This is a genomic window from Pseudoxanthomonas sp. SGNA-20, assembly GCF_003931635.1.
GTDB lineage: Bacteria > Pseudomonadota > Gammaproteobacteria > Xanthomonadales > Xanthomonadaceae > Pseudoxanthomonas.
Map to the genome: position 1 here is coordinate 27,628 of NZ_RRYK01000008.1, position 15,736 is coordinate 43,363.

14 protein-coding genes are annotated in these 15,736 nt (G+C 70.2%); 5 read left to right on the plus strand and 9 right to left on the minus strand.

Features of this window, described 5'->3' with window-relative positions:
- Nucleotides 1-39: 39 nt before the first annotated feature.
- The 8 genes from galU to cmk all read right to left on the minus strand — a co-directional run bounded on the left by galU (nucleotide 40) and on the right by cmk (nucleotide 8,338).
- Nucleotides 40-933: a UTP--glucose-1-phosphate uridylyltransferase GalU gene (gene galU / locus EIM48_RS12750; protein ID WP_125109389.1), complete on the minus strand. Its 894-nt coding sequence runs from the start codon at nucleotides 931-933 to the stop codon at nucleotides 40-42.
- On the minus strand, nucleotides 930-2,843 hold the full coding sequence (locus EIM48_RS12755) for a nucleoside-diphosphate sugar epimerase/dehydratase (RefSeq protein WP_028914960.1): 1,914 nt from the start codon (nucleotides 2,841-2,843) through the stop codon (nucleotides 930-932). The genes galU and EIM48_RS12755 overlap by 4 nt, the downstream gene beginning before the upstream one ends.
- A gap of 18 nt (nucleotides 2,844-2,861) precedes the next feature.
- Nucleotides 2,862-3,851 (minus strand): glycosyltransferase family 4 protein, encoded by a 990-nt coding sequence (locus EIM48_RS12760; protein ID WP_019399401.1) that lies wholly within the window; start codon nucleotides 3,849-3,851, stop codon nucleotides 2,862-2,864.
- Entirely contained in the window at nucleotides 3,848-5,026 is a 1,179-nt protein-coding gene (gene lapB / locus EIM48_RS12765; RefSeq protein WP_019399402.1) for a lipopolysaccharide assembly protein LapB, read from the minus strand. The genes EIM48_RS12760 and lapB overlap by 4 nt, the downstream gene beginning before the upstream one ends.
- Nucleotides 5,027-5,030: 4 nt before the next feature.
- Entirely contained in the window at nucleotides 5,031-5,330 is a 300-nt protein-coding gene (locus EIM48_RS12770) for a lipopolysaccharide assembly protein LapA domain-containing protein (RefSeq protein ID WP_019399403.1), read from the minus strand.
- A 67-nt stretch (nucleotides 5,331-5,397) separates the two neighbouring features.
- The gene (locus EIM48_RS12775; protein WP_019399404.1) at nucleotides 5,398-5,709 is read right to left on the minus strand and encodes an integration host factor subunit beta; all 312 of its coding nucleotides are present in this window, start codon (nucleotides 5,707-5,709) and stop codon (nucleotides 5,398-5,400) included.
- An 81-nt stretch (nucleotides 5,710-5,790) separates the two neighbouring features.
- Entirely contained in the window at nucleotides 5,791-7,479 is a 1,689-nt protein-coding gene (gene rpsA, locus EIM48_RS12780) for a 30S ribosomal protein S1 (RefSeq protein ID WP_019399533.1), read from the minus strand.
- A gap of 181 nt (nucleotides 7,480-7,660) precedes the next feature.
- The gene (gene cmk, locus EIM48_RS12785; protein ID WP_125111817.1) at nucleotides 7,661-8,338 is read right to left on the minus strand and encodes a (d)CMP kinase; all 678 of its coding nucleotides are present in this window, start codon (nucleotides 8,336-8,338) and stop codon (nucleotides 7,661-7,663) included.
- Between the two features lie 176 nt (nucleotides 8,339-8,514).
- On the opposite strand from cmk, the gene ykgO reads away from it, so the two are divergent.
- From ykgO to EIM48_RS12810, 5 genes are all read left to right on the plus strand, one after another.
- Entirely contained in the window at nucleotides 8,515-8,640 is a 126-nt protein-coding gene (gene ykgO / locus EIM48_RS12790) for a type B 50S ribosomal protein L36 (protein WP_010342887.1), read from the plus strand.
- 176 nt (nucleotides 8,641-8,816) lie between these two features.
- Complete coding sequence (locus EIM48_RS12795) at nucleotides 8,817-9,143, plus strand: hypothetical protein (protein WP_019399968.1); 327 nt, start codon at nucleotides 8,817-8,819, stop codon at nucleotides 9,141-9,143.
- A 123-nt stretch (nucleotides 9,144-9,266) separates the two neighbouring features.
- Nucleotides 9,267-10,298 carry an agmatine deiminase family protein gene (locus EIM48_RS12800; RefSeq protein ID WP_125111818.1) on the plus strand — a complete coding sequence of 344 codons (1,032 nt, stop codon included), beginning with the start codon at nucleotides 9,267-9,269 and terminating at the stop codon, nucleotides 10,296-10,298.
- Nucleotides 10,299-10,409: 111 nt separating this feature from the next.
- Nucleotides 10,410-11,294: a carbon-nitrogen hydrolase gene (locus tag EIM48_RS12805; RefSeq protein ID WP_125076781.1), complete on the plus strand. Its 885-nt coding sequence runs from the start codon at nucleotides 10,410-10,412 to the stop codon at nucleotides 11,292-11,294.
- Between the two features lie 53 nt (nucleotides 11,295-11,347).
- Nucleotides 11,348-12,577 carry a TraB/GumN family protein gene (locus EIM48_RS12810; RefSeq protein WP_125076782.1) on the plus strand — a complete coding sequence of 410 codons (1,230 nt, stop codon included), beginning with the start codon at nucleotides 11,348-11,350 and terminating at the stop codon, nucleotides 12,575-12,577.
- A 71-nt stretch (nucleotides 12,578-12,648) separates the two neighbouring features.
- Here the strand turns inward: EIM48_RS12810 and EIM48_RS12815 are convergent, their stop codons facing one another.
- A complete protein-coding gene (locus EIM48_RS12815) occupies nucleotides 12,649-15,735 on the minus strand; it encodes an efflux RND transporter permease subunit (protein ID WP_125111819.1) in 3,087 nt (1,028 codons plus the stop codon).
- Nucleotide 15,736: the final 1 nt, after the last annotated feature.

Consider the following 15,736-nt stretch of genomic DNA (forward strand, 5'->3'; position numbering starts at 1 on the left):
CCCTCGGGCGCCGTTTTCATTGCAGCTTCGCCGGATGGATCAGCCGCGCTTTTCCTCGAGCGCGGCGAGCATGGCCTGGCGGGCCGCCGCGCCGTGCTTGGGGTGCTCCAGCGCGAAGTGCACGGTGGCCTCGATCAGGCCGATGTGCGCGCCGCAGTCGAAGCGCCGCCCCTCGAAGTGGTAGGCGTCGATGTGGCCCCCGGCCTTGATCGTCGAGGCGATCGCGTCGGTCAGCTGGATCTCGCCGCCGGCGCCGCGGCCGGTGGTCTCCAGGGTCTGGAAGATGCTGCCCGGCAGGATGTAGCGCCCGACCACGGCCAGGTTGCTGGGCGCGTCCTCCGGCTTGGGCTTCTCGACCATGGCCTCGATCCGGCCGCTGCGGCCCTCGAAGCCGCGGGTGGCGACGATGCCGTAGCTGGAGGTCTTCTCCCGCGGCACTTCCTCCACCGCGATCACGCCGCCACCGGTGCGCTCGGCCAGGTCGGCCATCTGCTTGAGCGCGCCGTCGCCGCGGTTCCACATCAGGTCGTCGGGCAACAGCACCGCGAACGGCTCGTCACCGACCACGTCCTTGGCGCAGAGCACGGCGTGGCCCAGGCCCAGGGCTTCCTTCTGGGTCACGAACACCACCCGGACATGGTCCGGCAGGGGCTTGCTGACCAGTTCGAGCTGTTCGAGCTTGCCGCCCTGCTCGAGCTTCTGCTCCAGCTCGTAGTGCTTGTCGAAATAGTCGGCGATCGAGTGCTTGTAGCGGTTGGTGACGAACACCAGGGTGTCGCAACCTGCTTCGATCGCCTCGTCCACCGCGTACTGGATCAGCGGCCGGTCGATGATTGGCAGCATCTCCTTGGGGACGGTCTTGGTGGCGGGGAGGAACCGGGTGCCAAGCCCGGCGACCGGAAAGACTGCCTTGCGTATCCGTTTGTTGGTCATCGTGTCCTTACTGCCTCTCGCGGGGGGAACGGGACCACCGTAGCGGTGTTCTCCTTGTTACCCGCGACAGGCAGGGGCGCAAATCCGGGGATGAGCACGCCCAGCGCCTGCCGCAGGCCGTTCTCATCATAACGTGTGACGGCCGTCCGCATATGCTCGATTTCCTGCAGCAGCAGGTCGGCGGGGCACTCCCGGGCGCTGGCCTCCAGGATCTTCGGATGGGCGGTGGGACGGTAGTGCTCGTCCGCGTAGAACAGGGTCTCGTGCAGCTTCTCGCCCGGGCGCAGGCCGGTGTAGACGATGGCGATGTCCCGCCCCGGCTGCTTGCCGGCCAGGCGGATCATCTGCTCGGCCAGCAGCCGGATCGGCACCGGCTCGCCCATGTCCAGGGTGTAGATGGCCGCGTGCGAGCCCGAGGCGGCGGCCTGCATGATCAGCTGGCAGGCCTCGGGGATGGTCATGAAGTAGCGGGTGACCTCCGGGTCGGTCACGGTCACCGGGCCGCCGCGGCGGATCTGCTCGCGGAACAGCGGCACCACGCTGCCGGCCGAATCCAGCACGTTGCCGAAGCGTACGGTCACGTAGCGGGTGCCCTCGACCCGCTCGTCCAGCGACTGGGCGATCATCTCGGCGATGCGCTTGGAGGCGCCCAGCACGTTGGCCGGGTCGACCGCCTTGTCGGTGGAGATCAGCACGAAAGTGCCCACCTTGTACTCGCGGCACAGCTCGGCGACGGTATGGGTGGCCAGCACGTTGTTGCGCACCGCCTCGCGCAGCTGCGACTCCAGCAGCGGGACCTGCTTGTAGGCGGCGGCGTGGAACACGGCATCGGGGCTGGAGCGCTCCAGCGCGTGGCGGGTGACGGCCGGATCGCCGCAGTCGCCCAGCACCGCCTCGACCTCGACGTCGGGGAAGGCCCGCGCCAGCTCGGCATGGATGGTCAGCAGGGCCAGCTCGGAGATCTCCAGCAGGACGATGCGCCGGGCGCCATGGCGCGCGCACTGCCGGCACAGTTCCGAACCGATCGAGCCGCCGGCGCCGGTCACCATCACGGTGCGGCCGTCCAGCCAGCCGCGGATCATGGCCCAGTCCGGGGTGACCGGCTTGCGGTTGAGCAGGTCCTCGATCGCCACTTCCTTGAGCTCGCCGGGCATGGCCTTGCCCTCGAGCACGTCGGTCAGGCGCGGCACGGTGCGGAACGGCAGGCCGCTGTGCTCGCAGATGCCCAGCACGCGCTGCATGCCGGCCGCGTCCAGCGAGGGGATGGCGATGACCAGCATGCCGGCGCCGACCTCGCGGGCCACGGTGGGCGCGTCCTCGAGGCGGCCGAGGACCGGCATGCCGTGCAGCTGCGAGCCCTGCAGGTGGGGGGCATCGTCCAGGAAGCCGACCGGCTGGTAGGTGCCGGAGCGGCGCAAGTCGCGGACCAGGGCTTCGGCCGCCTGCCCGGCGCCGAGGATCAGCACCCGCTGCTGGTTGGCCGTGCCGCGCGACAGGTGGTAGTCCTTCCACACGCGGTAGAGCAGCCGCGGCAGGCCCAGCATGGCGGCCAGCGCCAGCGGGTACAGCATCAGCACCGCGCGCGGCAGGGCCTCGAGCCGGTTGTAGACCGCCAGGCACAGCACGATGGCGATGGTGCCCAGGCCGGCGGCCTTGATGATGTTCCAGATGTCCGGGACGCTGGCGAAGCGCCACACGCCGCGGTACAGGCCCACCCGCCAGAACACCAGGCCCTGGGCGGCCAGGACGATGGCCAGGGTGGGCGTCAGCAGGGTCCAGTCGTAGCTCTCGGAGCGGGCCGCGTAACGCAGCACGTGCAGCCCCTGCCAGCACACCGCGGCCATGAAGAGGTCATGCAGGACGATCGCCGTACGAGGCAGGGAAACAGGCAAGGCTGGGCCAGTGTTCATGCGGATGCGACGGTCCTGTCAGGTGTGCTGGATGCGCCTCCCCTGGAGCAGCCACAGCACGACCGCCAATGCGAGCCAGGTGCCCGCGACGGCGGCCGGACGAACCGTTCCAGACGCGTGGGCACCATACGCGACCCAACCTGCCAGCAGACTGAACAGACCGTACCCCTGGCTAACCCGAACGTGACTGCCCGCACGCTTGGCCCAACGCTGGTACAGGTGCGATACATGTGGGAGCCACCAGCGCTCCCCGCGCAGGACCCGCCGGCCCAGGGTGAGCGAGGCATCGACCAGGAACGCCGACAGCGGCAGCAGCAGGAACAGCGGCTGCAGGGCCCCGCCCTCGCGGGCCAGCGCCGGTGCGGTCCAGGCCACCATCGCCGCCAACAGGTAGCCGAGGGTGCCTGAGCCGACATCGCCCAGGAAGATCCGCGCCCGCGGATAGTTGAACGGCAGGAAGCCGCAGCAGGCGGCGAACGCCCCCCAGGCCAGCGCGGCCACCGGCGGCGCGAGGAAGGCGAAGGTCGCCAGCGCGATCATCGCCTGGCTGGTGGCGATGCCGTCGATCCCGTCCATGAAGTTCCAGACGTTGACCAGGACCGGCACCGCGGCACAGGCCAGCAGCGCCCAGCGCCAGTCGCCCTGCCCCGCGTACAGGCCGGCCGCCAGCACCAGCCCGGCCAGGCACTGCACCGCCAGCCGCGACCACGGCGACAGCGGGCGGTGGTCGTCGATCCAGCCGATCCCGGCCACCAGCAGCAGGCCGGCGGCGAAGGCCAGCGCCGGGAGCGGGGCCAGCACGCCGCCGGCAACCGCCAGCGCGGTGCCGGCCAGCAGCGCGATGGTGATGCCCAGGCCGCCGCCGCGCGGCGTCGGCACGGTGTGGCTGCGGCGCTCGCCCGGCAGGTCGAGCAGGCGCCGGCGCGCGTAGCGCAGGGTGAGCCAGGTGCCCAGGGCCGACACCGCGGCCAGCGCCAGGCTGGTCCACAGCACCGCTGGCGTGCTCATACCACGGCGTAGTTCAGCAGCGGCTTGACCGTGCCCCACTCCTTGCAGCTCGGGCACTGCCAGTGGTGGGTGCGGGCACCGAAGCCGCAGCGGGTGCAGCGGTAGCTGGGATTGCGCACCAGCAGCTGGTCGGTGATGTGCTTGAGGTCGTGCAGGGTCGCGGTGCTGTCGGCGCCGACCGCGAGGGTCAGGTCGATCAGGGCGGCCTCGCCGCGCACCGAGGGGCGGTCCTTGAGCTGGCGGCCCAGGTAGTCGCGCGCGGCCACCGCGCCCTCCTGCTGTTCGATCAGGTGGGTCAGGGCCAGCACCGGGGCGATGCCGCGGTAGTGCTCGCTCATCTCGGCCAGGAACGCGCGCGCGCCGGCGGTGTCGCCGACCTGGGCGTAGGCGGTGAGCAGGCCCGGCAGTAGCTCCGGCAGGTAGTCCGGGTCGTGGCGCGCGGCGCGCTCGAAGGCGCGGATCGCGCCCTCGGGGTTGTTCGCGCTGGCTTCGATGCGGCCCTCGAGGATGCCGGCGCGCACGCATGTGGCGTCGGCCTGGTAGGCGCGCGCGATCGCCGCGCGGGCGGCGTCCAGGTCGCCGTTGGCGCGGTGGCGCTCGGCCAGCTCGCACTCGAACTGCGCCACCAGCTTGCCCATCGGCTCGCCGGTCACTTCCTCGAAGCGCATGGCGTTGTCGATCGCCTTCTCCCAGTCGCGCTCGGCCTGGTAGATGCCGATCAGGTGCTTGAGCGCCTGCGGCGCGCGCTGGTCGATGCGGGCCAGGTCGGCGAACACGGTTTCGGCGCGGTCGAGCAGGCCGGACTTCATGTAGTCCTCGCCCAGCGCCAGCAGCGCCTGCACGCGCTGGGCGTCGGACAGGTCGGTGCGCTGGACCAGGCCCTGGTGCAGGCGGATGGCGCGGTCGACCTCGCCGCGGCGGCGGAACAGGTGGCCCAGGGCCAGCTGGGTCTCGAAGGTTTCCTTGTCGAGTTCGGCGATGTGCAGGAACAGCTCGATCGCCTTGTCGGGCTGCTCGTTGAGCAGGTAGTTCAGGCCGCGGAAGTAGGTGCCGGAAAGCCGGCTGACCTGGGTGTCACCGTGGCGCTGCCCTCCCCTGCGGCCGACCACCCAGCCGGTGAGCGCCGCAAGCGGCAGGAACAGGAAGAACCAGAACCACTCGTTGAGGAATTCCATTTGCTTAGTTGCCTTCCCGGTGGGGTGCCGGTGTGTGGAGGCCATCGACCGCCGGCGCACTGGCGCCATTGCGTGCCCGCTCGAGGCGGCGCAGGCGGGCGTGCAGCGGCAGCACGGTGCTGGCCACGACCAGGCCGCCGCCCAGCAGCACGCCGGCCAGCAGCGCGACGACGATGGCGATGCCCGATGTGGTGGAGACCTCGGCCAGGCCGAAGTCGAGGCGGAGGCGCTGCGAATTGAGCGATCCCACCACCAGCCCGATCGCGACGAAGGCGAGCAGGACCAGCAGGCGGAGGATGTTCATGGGCGGAGGCTCCGGTGCGCGGATCGCCCCCAAGCTTAGCCGACCGGGGCCGGCGCGGCGCGGCCGGTCAGGCGTCCTGCGGCTCGGACGGGGCGGGCACGACGTCGCTCACCCGCTCGCGCAGCTCCTTGCCGGCCTTGAAATGCGGCACGTACTTGCCCGGCAGGGCCACGGCCTCCCCGGTCTTGGGGTTGCGGCCGATGCGCGGCGGACGGTAGTGCAGCGAGAAGCTCCCGAAACCGCGGATCTCGATGCGCTCACCCGAAGCCAGCGAACCGGCCATCATCTCCAGCAGCGACTTGACGGCGAGGTCGACGTCCTCGGCCTTCAGGTGCGACTGGCGGCGAGCCAGGATCTCGATCAGTTCGGACTTGGTCATCTCGGACTATGGAAGCGGGCGGATACGCCGCGGCGACCCGGGATCGCCGGGTCGCCGCGGGGCCATTCACGCTGGCGGGTATTACTCGGACTTGTTGCCCAGCTGCGCACGCAGCAGCGCGCCCAGGCTGGTGGTGCCGGCGGCAGCCTCGGCGGCGGCCTTGTTGTACTCGGCCAGGGCCTCGGCGGTCTCGGCCTCGTCCTTGGCCTTGATCGACAGCTGCAGGGTACGGCCCTTGCGGTCCATGCCCACGAACTTGGCCTCGACCTTGTCGCCGACCTTCAGGTACTGGGTGGCGTCGTCCACGCGCTCGTTGGCGATGTCGCGCGCGGCGACGTAGCCCTCGATGCCGTCGGCCAGCTCGACCACGGCGCCCTTGGCGTCGACTTCCTTCACCACGCCCTCGACCTTGGAGCCCTTCGGGTGCGCGGCCATGTACTGGCCGAACGGATCCTGCTCCATCTGCTTCAGGCCCAGCGAGATGCGCTCGCGCTCCGGGTCGACGGCCAGGACGACGGCGTCCAGGGTGTCACCCTTCTTGAAGTTGCGCAGCACGTCCTCGCCGGTGGTGTTCCAGCTGATGTCGGACAGGTGGACCAGGCCGTCGATGCCGCCTTCCAGGCCGATGAAGATGCCGAAGTCGGTGATGGACTTGATCTGGCCGGTGACCTTGTCGCCCTTCTTGTGGATGGCGGCGAAGGTCTCCCACGGGTTGGCGGCGACCTGCTTCATGCCCAGCGAGATGCGGCGGCGCTCCTCGTCCACGTCCAGGACCATGACCTCGACCTCGTCGCCGACCTGCACGACCTTGGACGGGTTGACGTTCTTGTTGGTCCAGTCCATCTCGGACACGTGCACCAGGCCCTCGACGCCCGGCTCGATCTCGACGAACGCGCCGTAGTCGGTGACGTTGGAGACCTTGCCGAACACGCGGCTGTTGGCCGGGTAGCGGCGGGAGATGTTCTCCCACGGATCCTCGCCCAGCTGCTTCAGGCCCAGCGAGACGCGGTTGCGCTCGCGGTCGAACTTCAGCACGCGCACTTCCAGCTCGTCGCCGACGTTGACCACCTCGGACGGATGGCGCACGCGCTTCCACGCCATGTCGGTGATGTGCAGCAGGCCGTCGATGCCGCCCAGGTCCACGAAGGCGCCGTAGTCGGTCAGGTTCTTGACCACGCCCTTGAGCTTGGCGCCCTCGACCAGCTTCTCCAGCAGCTGCTCGCGCTCCTCGGAGTGCTCGCTCTCGACCACCGCGCGGCGGGAGACGACCACGTTGTTGCGCTTGCGGTCCAGCTTGATGAGCTTGAACTCCAGCTCCTTGCCTTCCAGGTAGGCCGGATCGCGCACCGGACGGACGTCGACCAGCGAGCCCGGCAGGAACGCGCGGACGTCCTTGATGTCGACGGTGAAACCACCCTTGACCTTGCCGCTGATGCGGCCGGTGATGGTCTCGTTCTTCTCCAGCGCCTCTTCCAGCTCGTCCCACACCATCGCGCGCTTGGCCTTCTCGCGCGACAGCACGGTCTCGCCGAAGCCGTTCTCGATCGAGTCGAGCGCGACCTTGACCTGGTCGCCCACGCCAACGTCGATCTCGCCGTTCTCGTTACGGAACTGCTCGATCGGCACGATGCCTTCGGACTTCAGTCCGGCGTTGATCACCACCACGTCGCCGCGGACGTCCACGACGGTACCGGTGACGATGGCGCCCGGCTTCAGCTTCGCCAGGTTGGCCTGGCTCTGTTCGAACAGCTCGGCAAAAGATTCGGTCATTAGTGAATACTCGGTTGAACACACGGACGGAGCCCCATCACCCGATGGCCGCCCCGTCCCCCTGTAGCAGGCCCGTACCGGCGCCCTGTGTGGTTGGTTGATGGACCCCCGCCGCGTTCCGCGGCGGGACCTGGCGCGGGATGCGCCGTTTCTGCTGTTTCCGCGGCGGCCGGGTGGCCGCTCAGGCCGCGTGCTTCGGCACCAGGGCCAGCACGCGTTCCACCACCTCGTCGATGCCAAGCCCGGTCGTGTCGATGAGGACGGCGTCTTCGGCCGGCTTCAGCGGGGCGACCGTGCGCTGGGCGTCGCGGGCGTCGCGGGCGAGGATCTCCCGCAGCAGACCGTCAAAGGTAACCGAAACCCCTTTTTCCTTCAACTGGTTATGGCGGCGACGGGCGCGCTCCTCGGCGCTGGCGGTCAGGAACACCTTGGCGGTGGCATCCGGGAAGATCACCGTGCCCATGTCGCGGCCGTCCGCGACCAGGCCCGGCGGGCGCCGGAACGCGCGCTGGCGCTCCTTCAGCGCCTCGCGCACCTCGGGGATGGCGGCGATCGCCGAGGCCACCGCGCCGGTGGTCTCCAGCCGCAGTTCGGAGGTGGCGTCGGTGCCGTTGACCAGCACCCGCAGCCCTTCCGGCCCGTCGCGGAACTCGATGGCGGTGTCGAAGGTGCAGCGGACCAGGGCCGACGGGTCCGCCAGGTCCAGGTCGGCCCAGCTGGCCGCCACGCCCACCGCCCGGTACAGCGCCCCCGAATCCAGGTAGTGCCAGCCCAGGCGGCCGGCCACGATCCGGCTCACCGTGCCCTTGCCCGCCCCGGAAGGACCATCGATGGTGAGGACGGGGACTGGCTGGGACATCGGCGGCTCCGCGGGGCTGTGGGGGAGCGGAATTGTAGCCGCGCCCGCCCCCGCCCCCGGGCTTTCGCTGCAACTGCTTGAACCGGCTCCGGAATCATGGGTAGAATGACGGGCTTATTTTCATGCCTCGGCCAATCGGCCCTGGCTTCCCAATCCGTCGTCCTCCGAGGTGTGTCATGAAAGTCCTGTCCTCCCTGAAGTCGGCGAAGGCCCGTCACCGCGACTGCAAGGTGGTCCGCCGCCGCGGCAAGGTCTTCGTGATCTGCAAGTCCAACCCGCGCTTCAAGGCCCGCCAGCGCTGAAGCCGGCAGGCGGCCGCCCGGCCGCCGGCTTGTACGGGAAGGCCGCAGCGATGCGGCCTTTCGCGTTTCCGGGCCCATGGAAACACGCGCCGCAGCCGCCCGCGTTCTGCTTACAATCGGCCCTGCACCCGCCGGCCGCCCTGGCCAGGCGGACCACTGTCCGGGGAGACACCACGATGAAGCACCGCTTCCAAGTCCTGTCCCTGCTCGCGCTGGCCGGCCTGTCGGCCGCCGCGCAGGCGGATACCCTGCTGATCGAGCGGGTCGACAAGCCGCTGGCGGCAAAGCCGGAACGCGGCCTGAGCATGGCCGAGGTCGAGGCCCGCTTCGGCGCGCCGCAGGAGAAGCTGGACCCGCGCGGCGGCCAGAAGAAGCAGTGGCCGGCGATCCACCGCTGGGTCTACCCGGACTACGTGGTCTACTTCGAGAAGGACCGGGTGATCGACGTGGTCGCGCACAAGGCCTCGCCGAACGAGATCGGTCCCAAGCCGCCGGTCCGCTGATCCTCCCGCGCCCCGCTCCGGCGGGGCGCGCCTTCTGCGCCGGCCGCGCGGCCGGCACCGTCCGCAGCGCCGCTGCGTCCCCCATCCCCGCCCGGCCGTGCCGGGCCTGCACGACCCGAACGAATGACCGAGAACCTGCGCTTCCCCGCGGAGTGGGAACCCCAGTCCGCGATCCTGATCGCCTGGCCGCACGCCGGCACCGACTGGGCCGAGCGCCTGGGCGAGGTCGAGGAAACCTACATCGCCCTGGTTGTCGCGATCACCCGCTTCCAGGACGCCTGGATCTGCGTGGCCGACGACGACGTGGAGACCTATGCGGAGGCGCGGCTGCGCTCGGCCCGGATCGACATGGAGCGGGTGCGCTTCATCCCGTTCGACTACGACGACACCTGGCTGCGCGATTCCGGCCCGATCACCCTGCGCGAGGGCGACGGCTTCCGCGTGCTGGACTTCCGCTTCACCGCCTGGGGCGGCAAGTTCGAGGCCGGGCGTGACGACCGCCTGGTCCAGGCGCTGGCCGCCCAGGGCCTGTTCGGCGACGCCGTGCACCAGCGCATCGATTTCGCCCTGGAAGGCGGCGGCATCGAGACCGACGGCGCCGGCACCCTGCTGACCACCTGGCGCTGCCTGCACGAGCGCCACCCGCAGGCCAGCCGCGAGGAGCTGTCGGCGAAGCTGGCCGGCTGGCTGGCCCAGGACCGGGTGCTATGGCTCGACCACGGCTACCTGGAGGGCGACGACACCGACGCCCATATCGACACCCTCGCCCGCTTCGCCCCCGGCGACGCCATCGTGTTCCAGGCCTGCGACGACCAAGGCGATAGCCACTACGCCGAACTGAAGGCGATGGCGGACGAGATCGCCGCGCTGCGCACCGCCGACGGCCGTCCGTACCGCCTGTTCCCGCTGCCGTGGGCGGCGCCGGTGATCGACGAGGGCCGCCGCCTGGCCGCCTCCTACGCCAACTTCCTGGTCATCAATGGCGCGGTGCTGATGCCGGCCTACGGCGATCCGGCCGACGAAGCCGCCGCCGCGGTGCTGGCGCAGGCCTTCCCGGGCCGCGAGATCGTGCAGGTACCCTGCCGCCCGCTGATCTGGCAGAACGGCAGCCTGCACTGCATCAGCATGCAGCTGCCGGCGGGCCTCGGCCACTAAACAGGTCCCCTCGCGCCCGCCGCGATGCCTGCCCCGCGTGCGTGGCTTCAGGCCCCGTGCGCGGGGCGCGGGTTACCATCCCTTTCCGCTACGCAAGACGACGCCTTCCCCATGAGCCGCAAGACCCTCACCGTCGCCCTGGTCCAGGAACGCAACCAGGGCGACGCCGAAGCCAACCTGGCCGCGATCGAAGCGCGCGTGGCCGAGGCCGCCGCGCTCGGCGCGCAGCTGGTGCTGCTGCAGGAGCTGCACAACGGCGCCTACTTCTGCCAGCACGAGTCGGTGGGCGAGTTCGACCTGGCCGAGCCGATCCCCGGCCCCAGCACCGAGCGCCTGGGTGCGCTGGCGAAGAAGCACGGCGTGGTCATCGTCGGCTCGCTGTTCGAGCGCCGCGCCGCCGGCCTCTACCACAACACCGCGGTGGTGCTGGAGAAGGACGGCAGCCTGGCCGGCAAGTACCGCAAGATGCACATCCCGGACGACCCGGGCTTCTACGAGAAGTTCTACTTCACCCCGGGCGACATCGGCTTCCGGCCGATCGACACCTCGGTCGGCCGCCTCGGCGTGCTGGTGTGCTGGGACCAGTGGTACCCGGAAGCGGCGCGGCTGATGGCGCTGGCCGGCGCCGAGCTGCTGCTCTACCCCACCGCCATCGGCTGGGACCCGGACGACGCCCAGGACGAGAAGGACCGCCAGCGCGACGCCTGGATCCTCAGCCACCGCGGCCATGCCGTGGCCAACGGCCTGCCGGTGCTGTCCTGCAACCGCGTCGGCCACGAGCCCTCGCCGCTGGGCGCCTCGGGCATCCGGTTCTGGGGCAACAGCCACGTGCTGGGGCCGCAGGGCGAATTCCTGGCCCAGGCCGGCGAGGACGCCACCGTGCTGGTGTGCGAGGTCGACCTGCAGCGCAGCGAGCACGTGCGCCGGATCTGGCCGTTCCTGCGCGACCGCCGGATCGACGCCTACGGCGACCTGCTCAAGCGCTACATCGACTGACGGGCCGGCCCCGCCTGCCGCGACTCCCACCTTCCGGCCACCGCCAGCCCGCCATGACCACGATCCAATCCCTGCCCGAGTCCGCGCCCGCTCCTGCCGATCCGCTGGCGGGCCAGCCCGTGCGCGTGGTCGAGCGCGACGGCGTCCGCTACACCCTGCTGGGCACCGCGCACGTCTCCCGCGCCAGCGTCGAGGCGGTGCGCGCGGCAGTGGCCAGCGGCCGCTACGACGCGATCGCGGTGGAGCTGGACGCCGGCCGCCTGCAGTCGCTGACCGACCCGGACCTGCTGGCCAAGATGGACATCGTGCAGGTGATCCGCGACGGCAAGACCCACGTGTTCGCCGCCAACCTGGCGCTGTCCACCTACCAGCGGCGCCTGGCCGAACAGCTGGACGTGGAGCCGGGCGCGGAACTGAAGGCCGCCGTGGAGGACGCACGCGCCCTCGGCCTGCCGGTGAAGCTGATCGACCGCGAGGTCGGCCTGACCTTCCGCCGCGCGATGCAGCGGCTGGGCTGGTGGGGCCGCGCCCGGACCGGGGCCGGCATCCTGGTGGCGATGTTCGGCGACGAGGAAGTCGGCGACGACGAGATCGAGAAGCTCAAGCAGGGCGACATGCTGGAGGCCAGCTTCGGCGAGTTCGCCAGCCACAGCCCGGCGCTGTACGAGACCGTGATCGCCGAGCGCGACCGCTACATGGCCGCGCGCCTGCGCCAGGAGCGCGATGCCGCCCACGTGCTGGCGGTGGTCGGCGCCGGCCACCTGCCCGGCCTGGCGCGGCACCTGGCCGAGGACCAGGAGGAACCGGCCGGGGTCATGGGCGAACTGGAGGCGGTGCGCGAGAAGTCCGGGTTCCCGTGGATGGAGACCATCATCGGCGCCTTCCTGCTGGGCGGCTTCGCCTGGGGCATCTGGCAGGGCGGCATCGACGTCGGCGCCGACTTGCTGCTGCAATGGGTGCTGGCCACCGGCCTGCTCGGCGCGCTGGGCTGCGCCATCGCCGGCGGCCACCCGCTGAGCATCCTCGCCGCCTTCGTCGCCTCGCCGCTGACCCCGCTGCACCCGGCGCTGGCCTCCGGCACGGTCAGTGCCTTCGTCGAGGCGACCCTGCGCAAGCCCACCTACGCCGACTTCATGGCCCTGCGCGACGACGTGCAGACCCTCAAGGGCTGGTGGCGCAACCGGGTGGCGCGCATCCTGCTCAACTTCTTCCTCACCAGCCTGGGCACCGCGATCGGGGTGTGGACCGGCGGCCTGCGCATGCTCGGCAAGCTCATCGGCTGAGGCCTCCCTCTCCCGGCGGGAAAGGAAAAAGCCCGGCTTGCGCCGGGCTTTTCCGTTGCCGGACGGCGGACCTACTCCGCCGCCGCCGCGGCCGGCACGCTGGCGGCCGCGCCGCCGCCGTCCAGCCCGCGCGCCCTGCGCACCAGGCGCGAGGTGGCGGTGCGCAGGTCGTCCAGGATCGCGTAGATGGTCGGCAGGAACAGCAGGCTGACCACGGTGGAGAACGCCAGGCCGCCGGCGATGGCGCGCGCCATCGGGTAGTACGGCGGCATGCCGTCGACGGTCTGGGTGTTCAGCGCGATCGGGATCATCGCCAGGATCGCCGTGCCCATGGTCATCATGATCGGGCGCAGGCGTTCGCGGCTGCCCTCCACCAGCGCCTCGGTGCGCGGCAGCCCGCGCCGGCGCAGGTTGTTGATGTGCTCGATCATCACGATGCCGTTGTTCACGACCACGCCCATCAGCACCAGGATGCCGATCACCGCCATGATCCCCATCTCGGTGCCGGTGATCCAGAACAGCCAGTACACGCCGAAGATCGAGAACAGCACGCAGGACATGATCGCGCTCGGGAACAGCATCGACTCGAACACCGCCGCCATGATCACCAGCATCAGCACCAGCGCGATGATGATCGCACGCAGCATCTGCGACATGCCGTCGAAGTTGATGTTGAAGCTGGCGCTGTCGAAGGTGTAGCCGTAGCCCGGCGGGAACTGCACGGCCGCCAGCGCCTCCTCGATGGCCTTGCGCGCGTCGGCCACCGGCACGTCCTTGGCCAGCCCCGCCTCGATGCGCAGCATCGTCTGCCGGTTGAAGCGCTGGATGGAGGTGGCGGACGGATTGACGTTGACGTCGACCATCGCCAGCAGCGGGATCTCGGTGCCATTGGGCGCGCGCACCATGAACGAGGCCAGGTCCTCGATGCCGTAGCGGTCGGCGCCGGCGAAGCGCACGTTGACCGGGATCTCCACGTCCTCGCGGTGGAAGTCGCGCAGCGAGGAGCCGCGCAGGGCCATGCCGACGTACTGGGCCACCTGCTGGGCACTGAAGCCGTAAGCGGCCGCGCGCTCGCGGTCCACCCGCACCGACAGCTCGGTGTTGGCGTCGCCGGTGTCCACGCGCACGTCGCGCAGCTTGGGGTTGCGCGACAGGAGCGGCACGATGTCCGCGGCCAGGTCCTCCAGCACCTGCGAGGAATCGCCGACCAGGGCAAAGTTCACGCCCTGGCCCTGGTTGCCCGAGCCGCCCGGCCAGCCGATGCCGATCTTGGCGCGGGCCGACTGCGGCAGGCCCTTGCGGATCTTCTCCTCGATCTCCTTGCTCAGCTCCAGGTCGTCGATGCCCAGGTACAGGCGGGTGTAGGCCCAGCCCTGCTCGCTGTAGCGGCTGTACACCCGGTCCACCTTGAACTCCTCGCGGTTGGCGTTGATGAACGCCTCCACGCGCGCCACCTCGCGGCCCATCTCCGCCTTCGAGTAGGCGCCCTTCCACTGGTAGTAGATGTTGATCTCGTCTGGCGACCGGTCGTCGCCACTGCCCTTGCTCTGGGTGATCGGCACGATGCTGGCCAGGGTGATCAGCACGATGCCGGCCACGCTCCAGCCGCGGTGCTGCAGGCTCCAGCGCAGGGTCCGCGCATAGCGCTCCTGCAGCCGGGTGATCAGCGGCGACTTCACCGCCGGCGGGGTCTTCATCCGCGCCGACAGCATCGGGATGAGGCTGATGGCCACCAGCCAGGACGCTAGCAGCGAGACCGAAATCGTCACCGCCAGCTGGCCCAGGTAGATGCTGATGATGTTCTTCTCGCCAAACAGCATCGGCAGGAACACCACGCAGTGACACAGGGTGCCTGCCGACAGCGCGATCGCCACGTGGCGGGTGCCGATGATCGACGCCAGTGCCTGGCGGTCGGGGTACTTCTCCCGTTCCTGGTAGATGCTCTCCACCACCACCACGGCATTGTCCACCAGCATGCCCACCGCCAGCAGCAGGCCCATCATCGAGATGATGTTGAGGGTGATGCCGGTGAAGTACATGAAGCCCAGGGTCATGGTGAAGCAGATCGGGATCGCCAGGCTCACCATCAGGGTCGACGGCCAGTGGCGCAGGAACGCGTAGAGCACGATCACCGCCAGCACCAGGCCGATCGCGCCGGCCTCGGCCAGCGCCGCCAGCGAGCTGGTCACCGCCAGGCCCTGGTCGTCGGTGACCTCGATGCCGATGCCGCGCATGGCCGGGTCCTGCGCCAGCGCCTCCACTTCCTTGCGCACGGCGCGCGACAGGTCGACCAGGTTGGCGGAGCGCTCCTTGAAGACGTCCACCGCCACGCTGGGCCGGCCGTCCATCTGCCGCACGTAGTCCATGCGCTGCGGCTGCAGCGAGACCTCGGCGATGTCCGACAGGCGCACGCCCTTGCCGTTGACCGGCAGGTCGCGCAGCGCCTGCAGCTCCTGCAGCTCGCCGCGCGGCTGCACCCGCAGGCGGCGCCCGGCCTCGGTGATCTGCCCGGCGGAGACCGAGAAGTTGGCCGCCTGCAGCCGCTGCACCAGCTCGTTGAGCGCCACGCCGTGGGCGCTCAGGCGGTCCTTGTCCAGCGCCACCAGCACTTCCTGGCTGGCCACGCCCTCGACCTCGATCCGGGCCACGCCGGGGATGCGCTCCAGCCGCCGCTTGATCGTCTGTTCGATCAGGTCGGCGCGCGAGGTGAGGTCCTCCTTGCTGGTCAGGCGCAGGCTCATCGCCTCGCGGTCGGACGTGCTCCAGCGGTAGACGTAGTAGCGGCGGAAGTCATCCGGCAGCTCGTCGCGGATCGCGTCGATCCGCTCGCGCGCCTCGGACGCAGCGATCGCGATGTCGCGGTTCCAGTCGCTGAACTCGACCTGGATCTGCGCGCTTTCGGCGTTGGCGCGCGAGTTCATGGTGCGGATGCCGGGCATGGTGGCCAGCGCCTCCTCCACCGGCCGCAGCACGTTGCGCTCGATCTCCTCGGGGGTCGAGCCCTCGTACGGCAGCCAGACGAAGAAGAACGGGATCGTGGCCTCCGGCTCGGCCTCCAGCGGCAGCCGGAACGCGGCGATCAGGCCGATCACCACCATCGACACGAACAGCATGATGGTGGTGACCGGGCGGCGGATGGACAGCTCGGTGATGTTCATC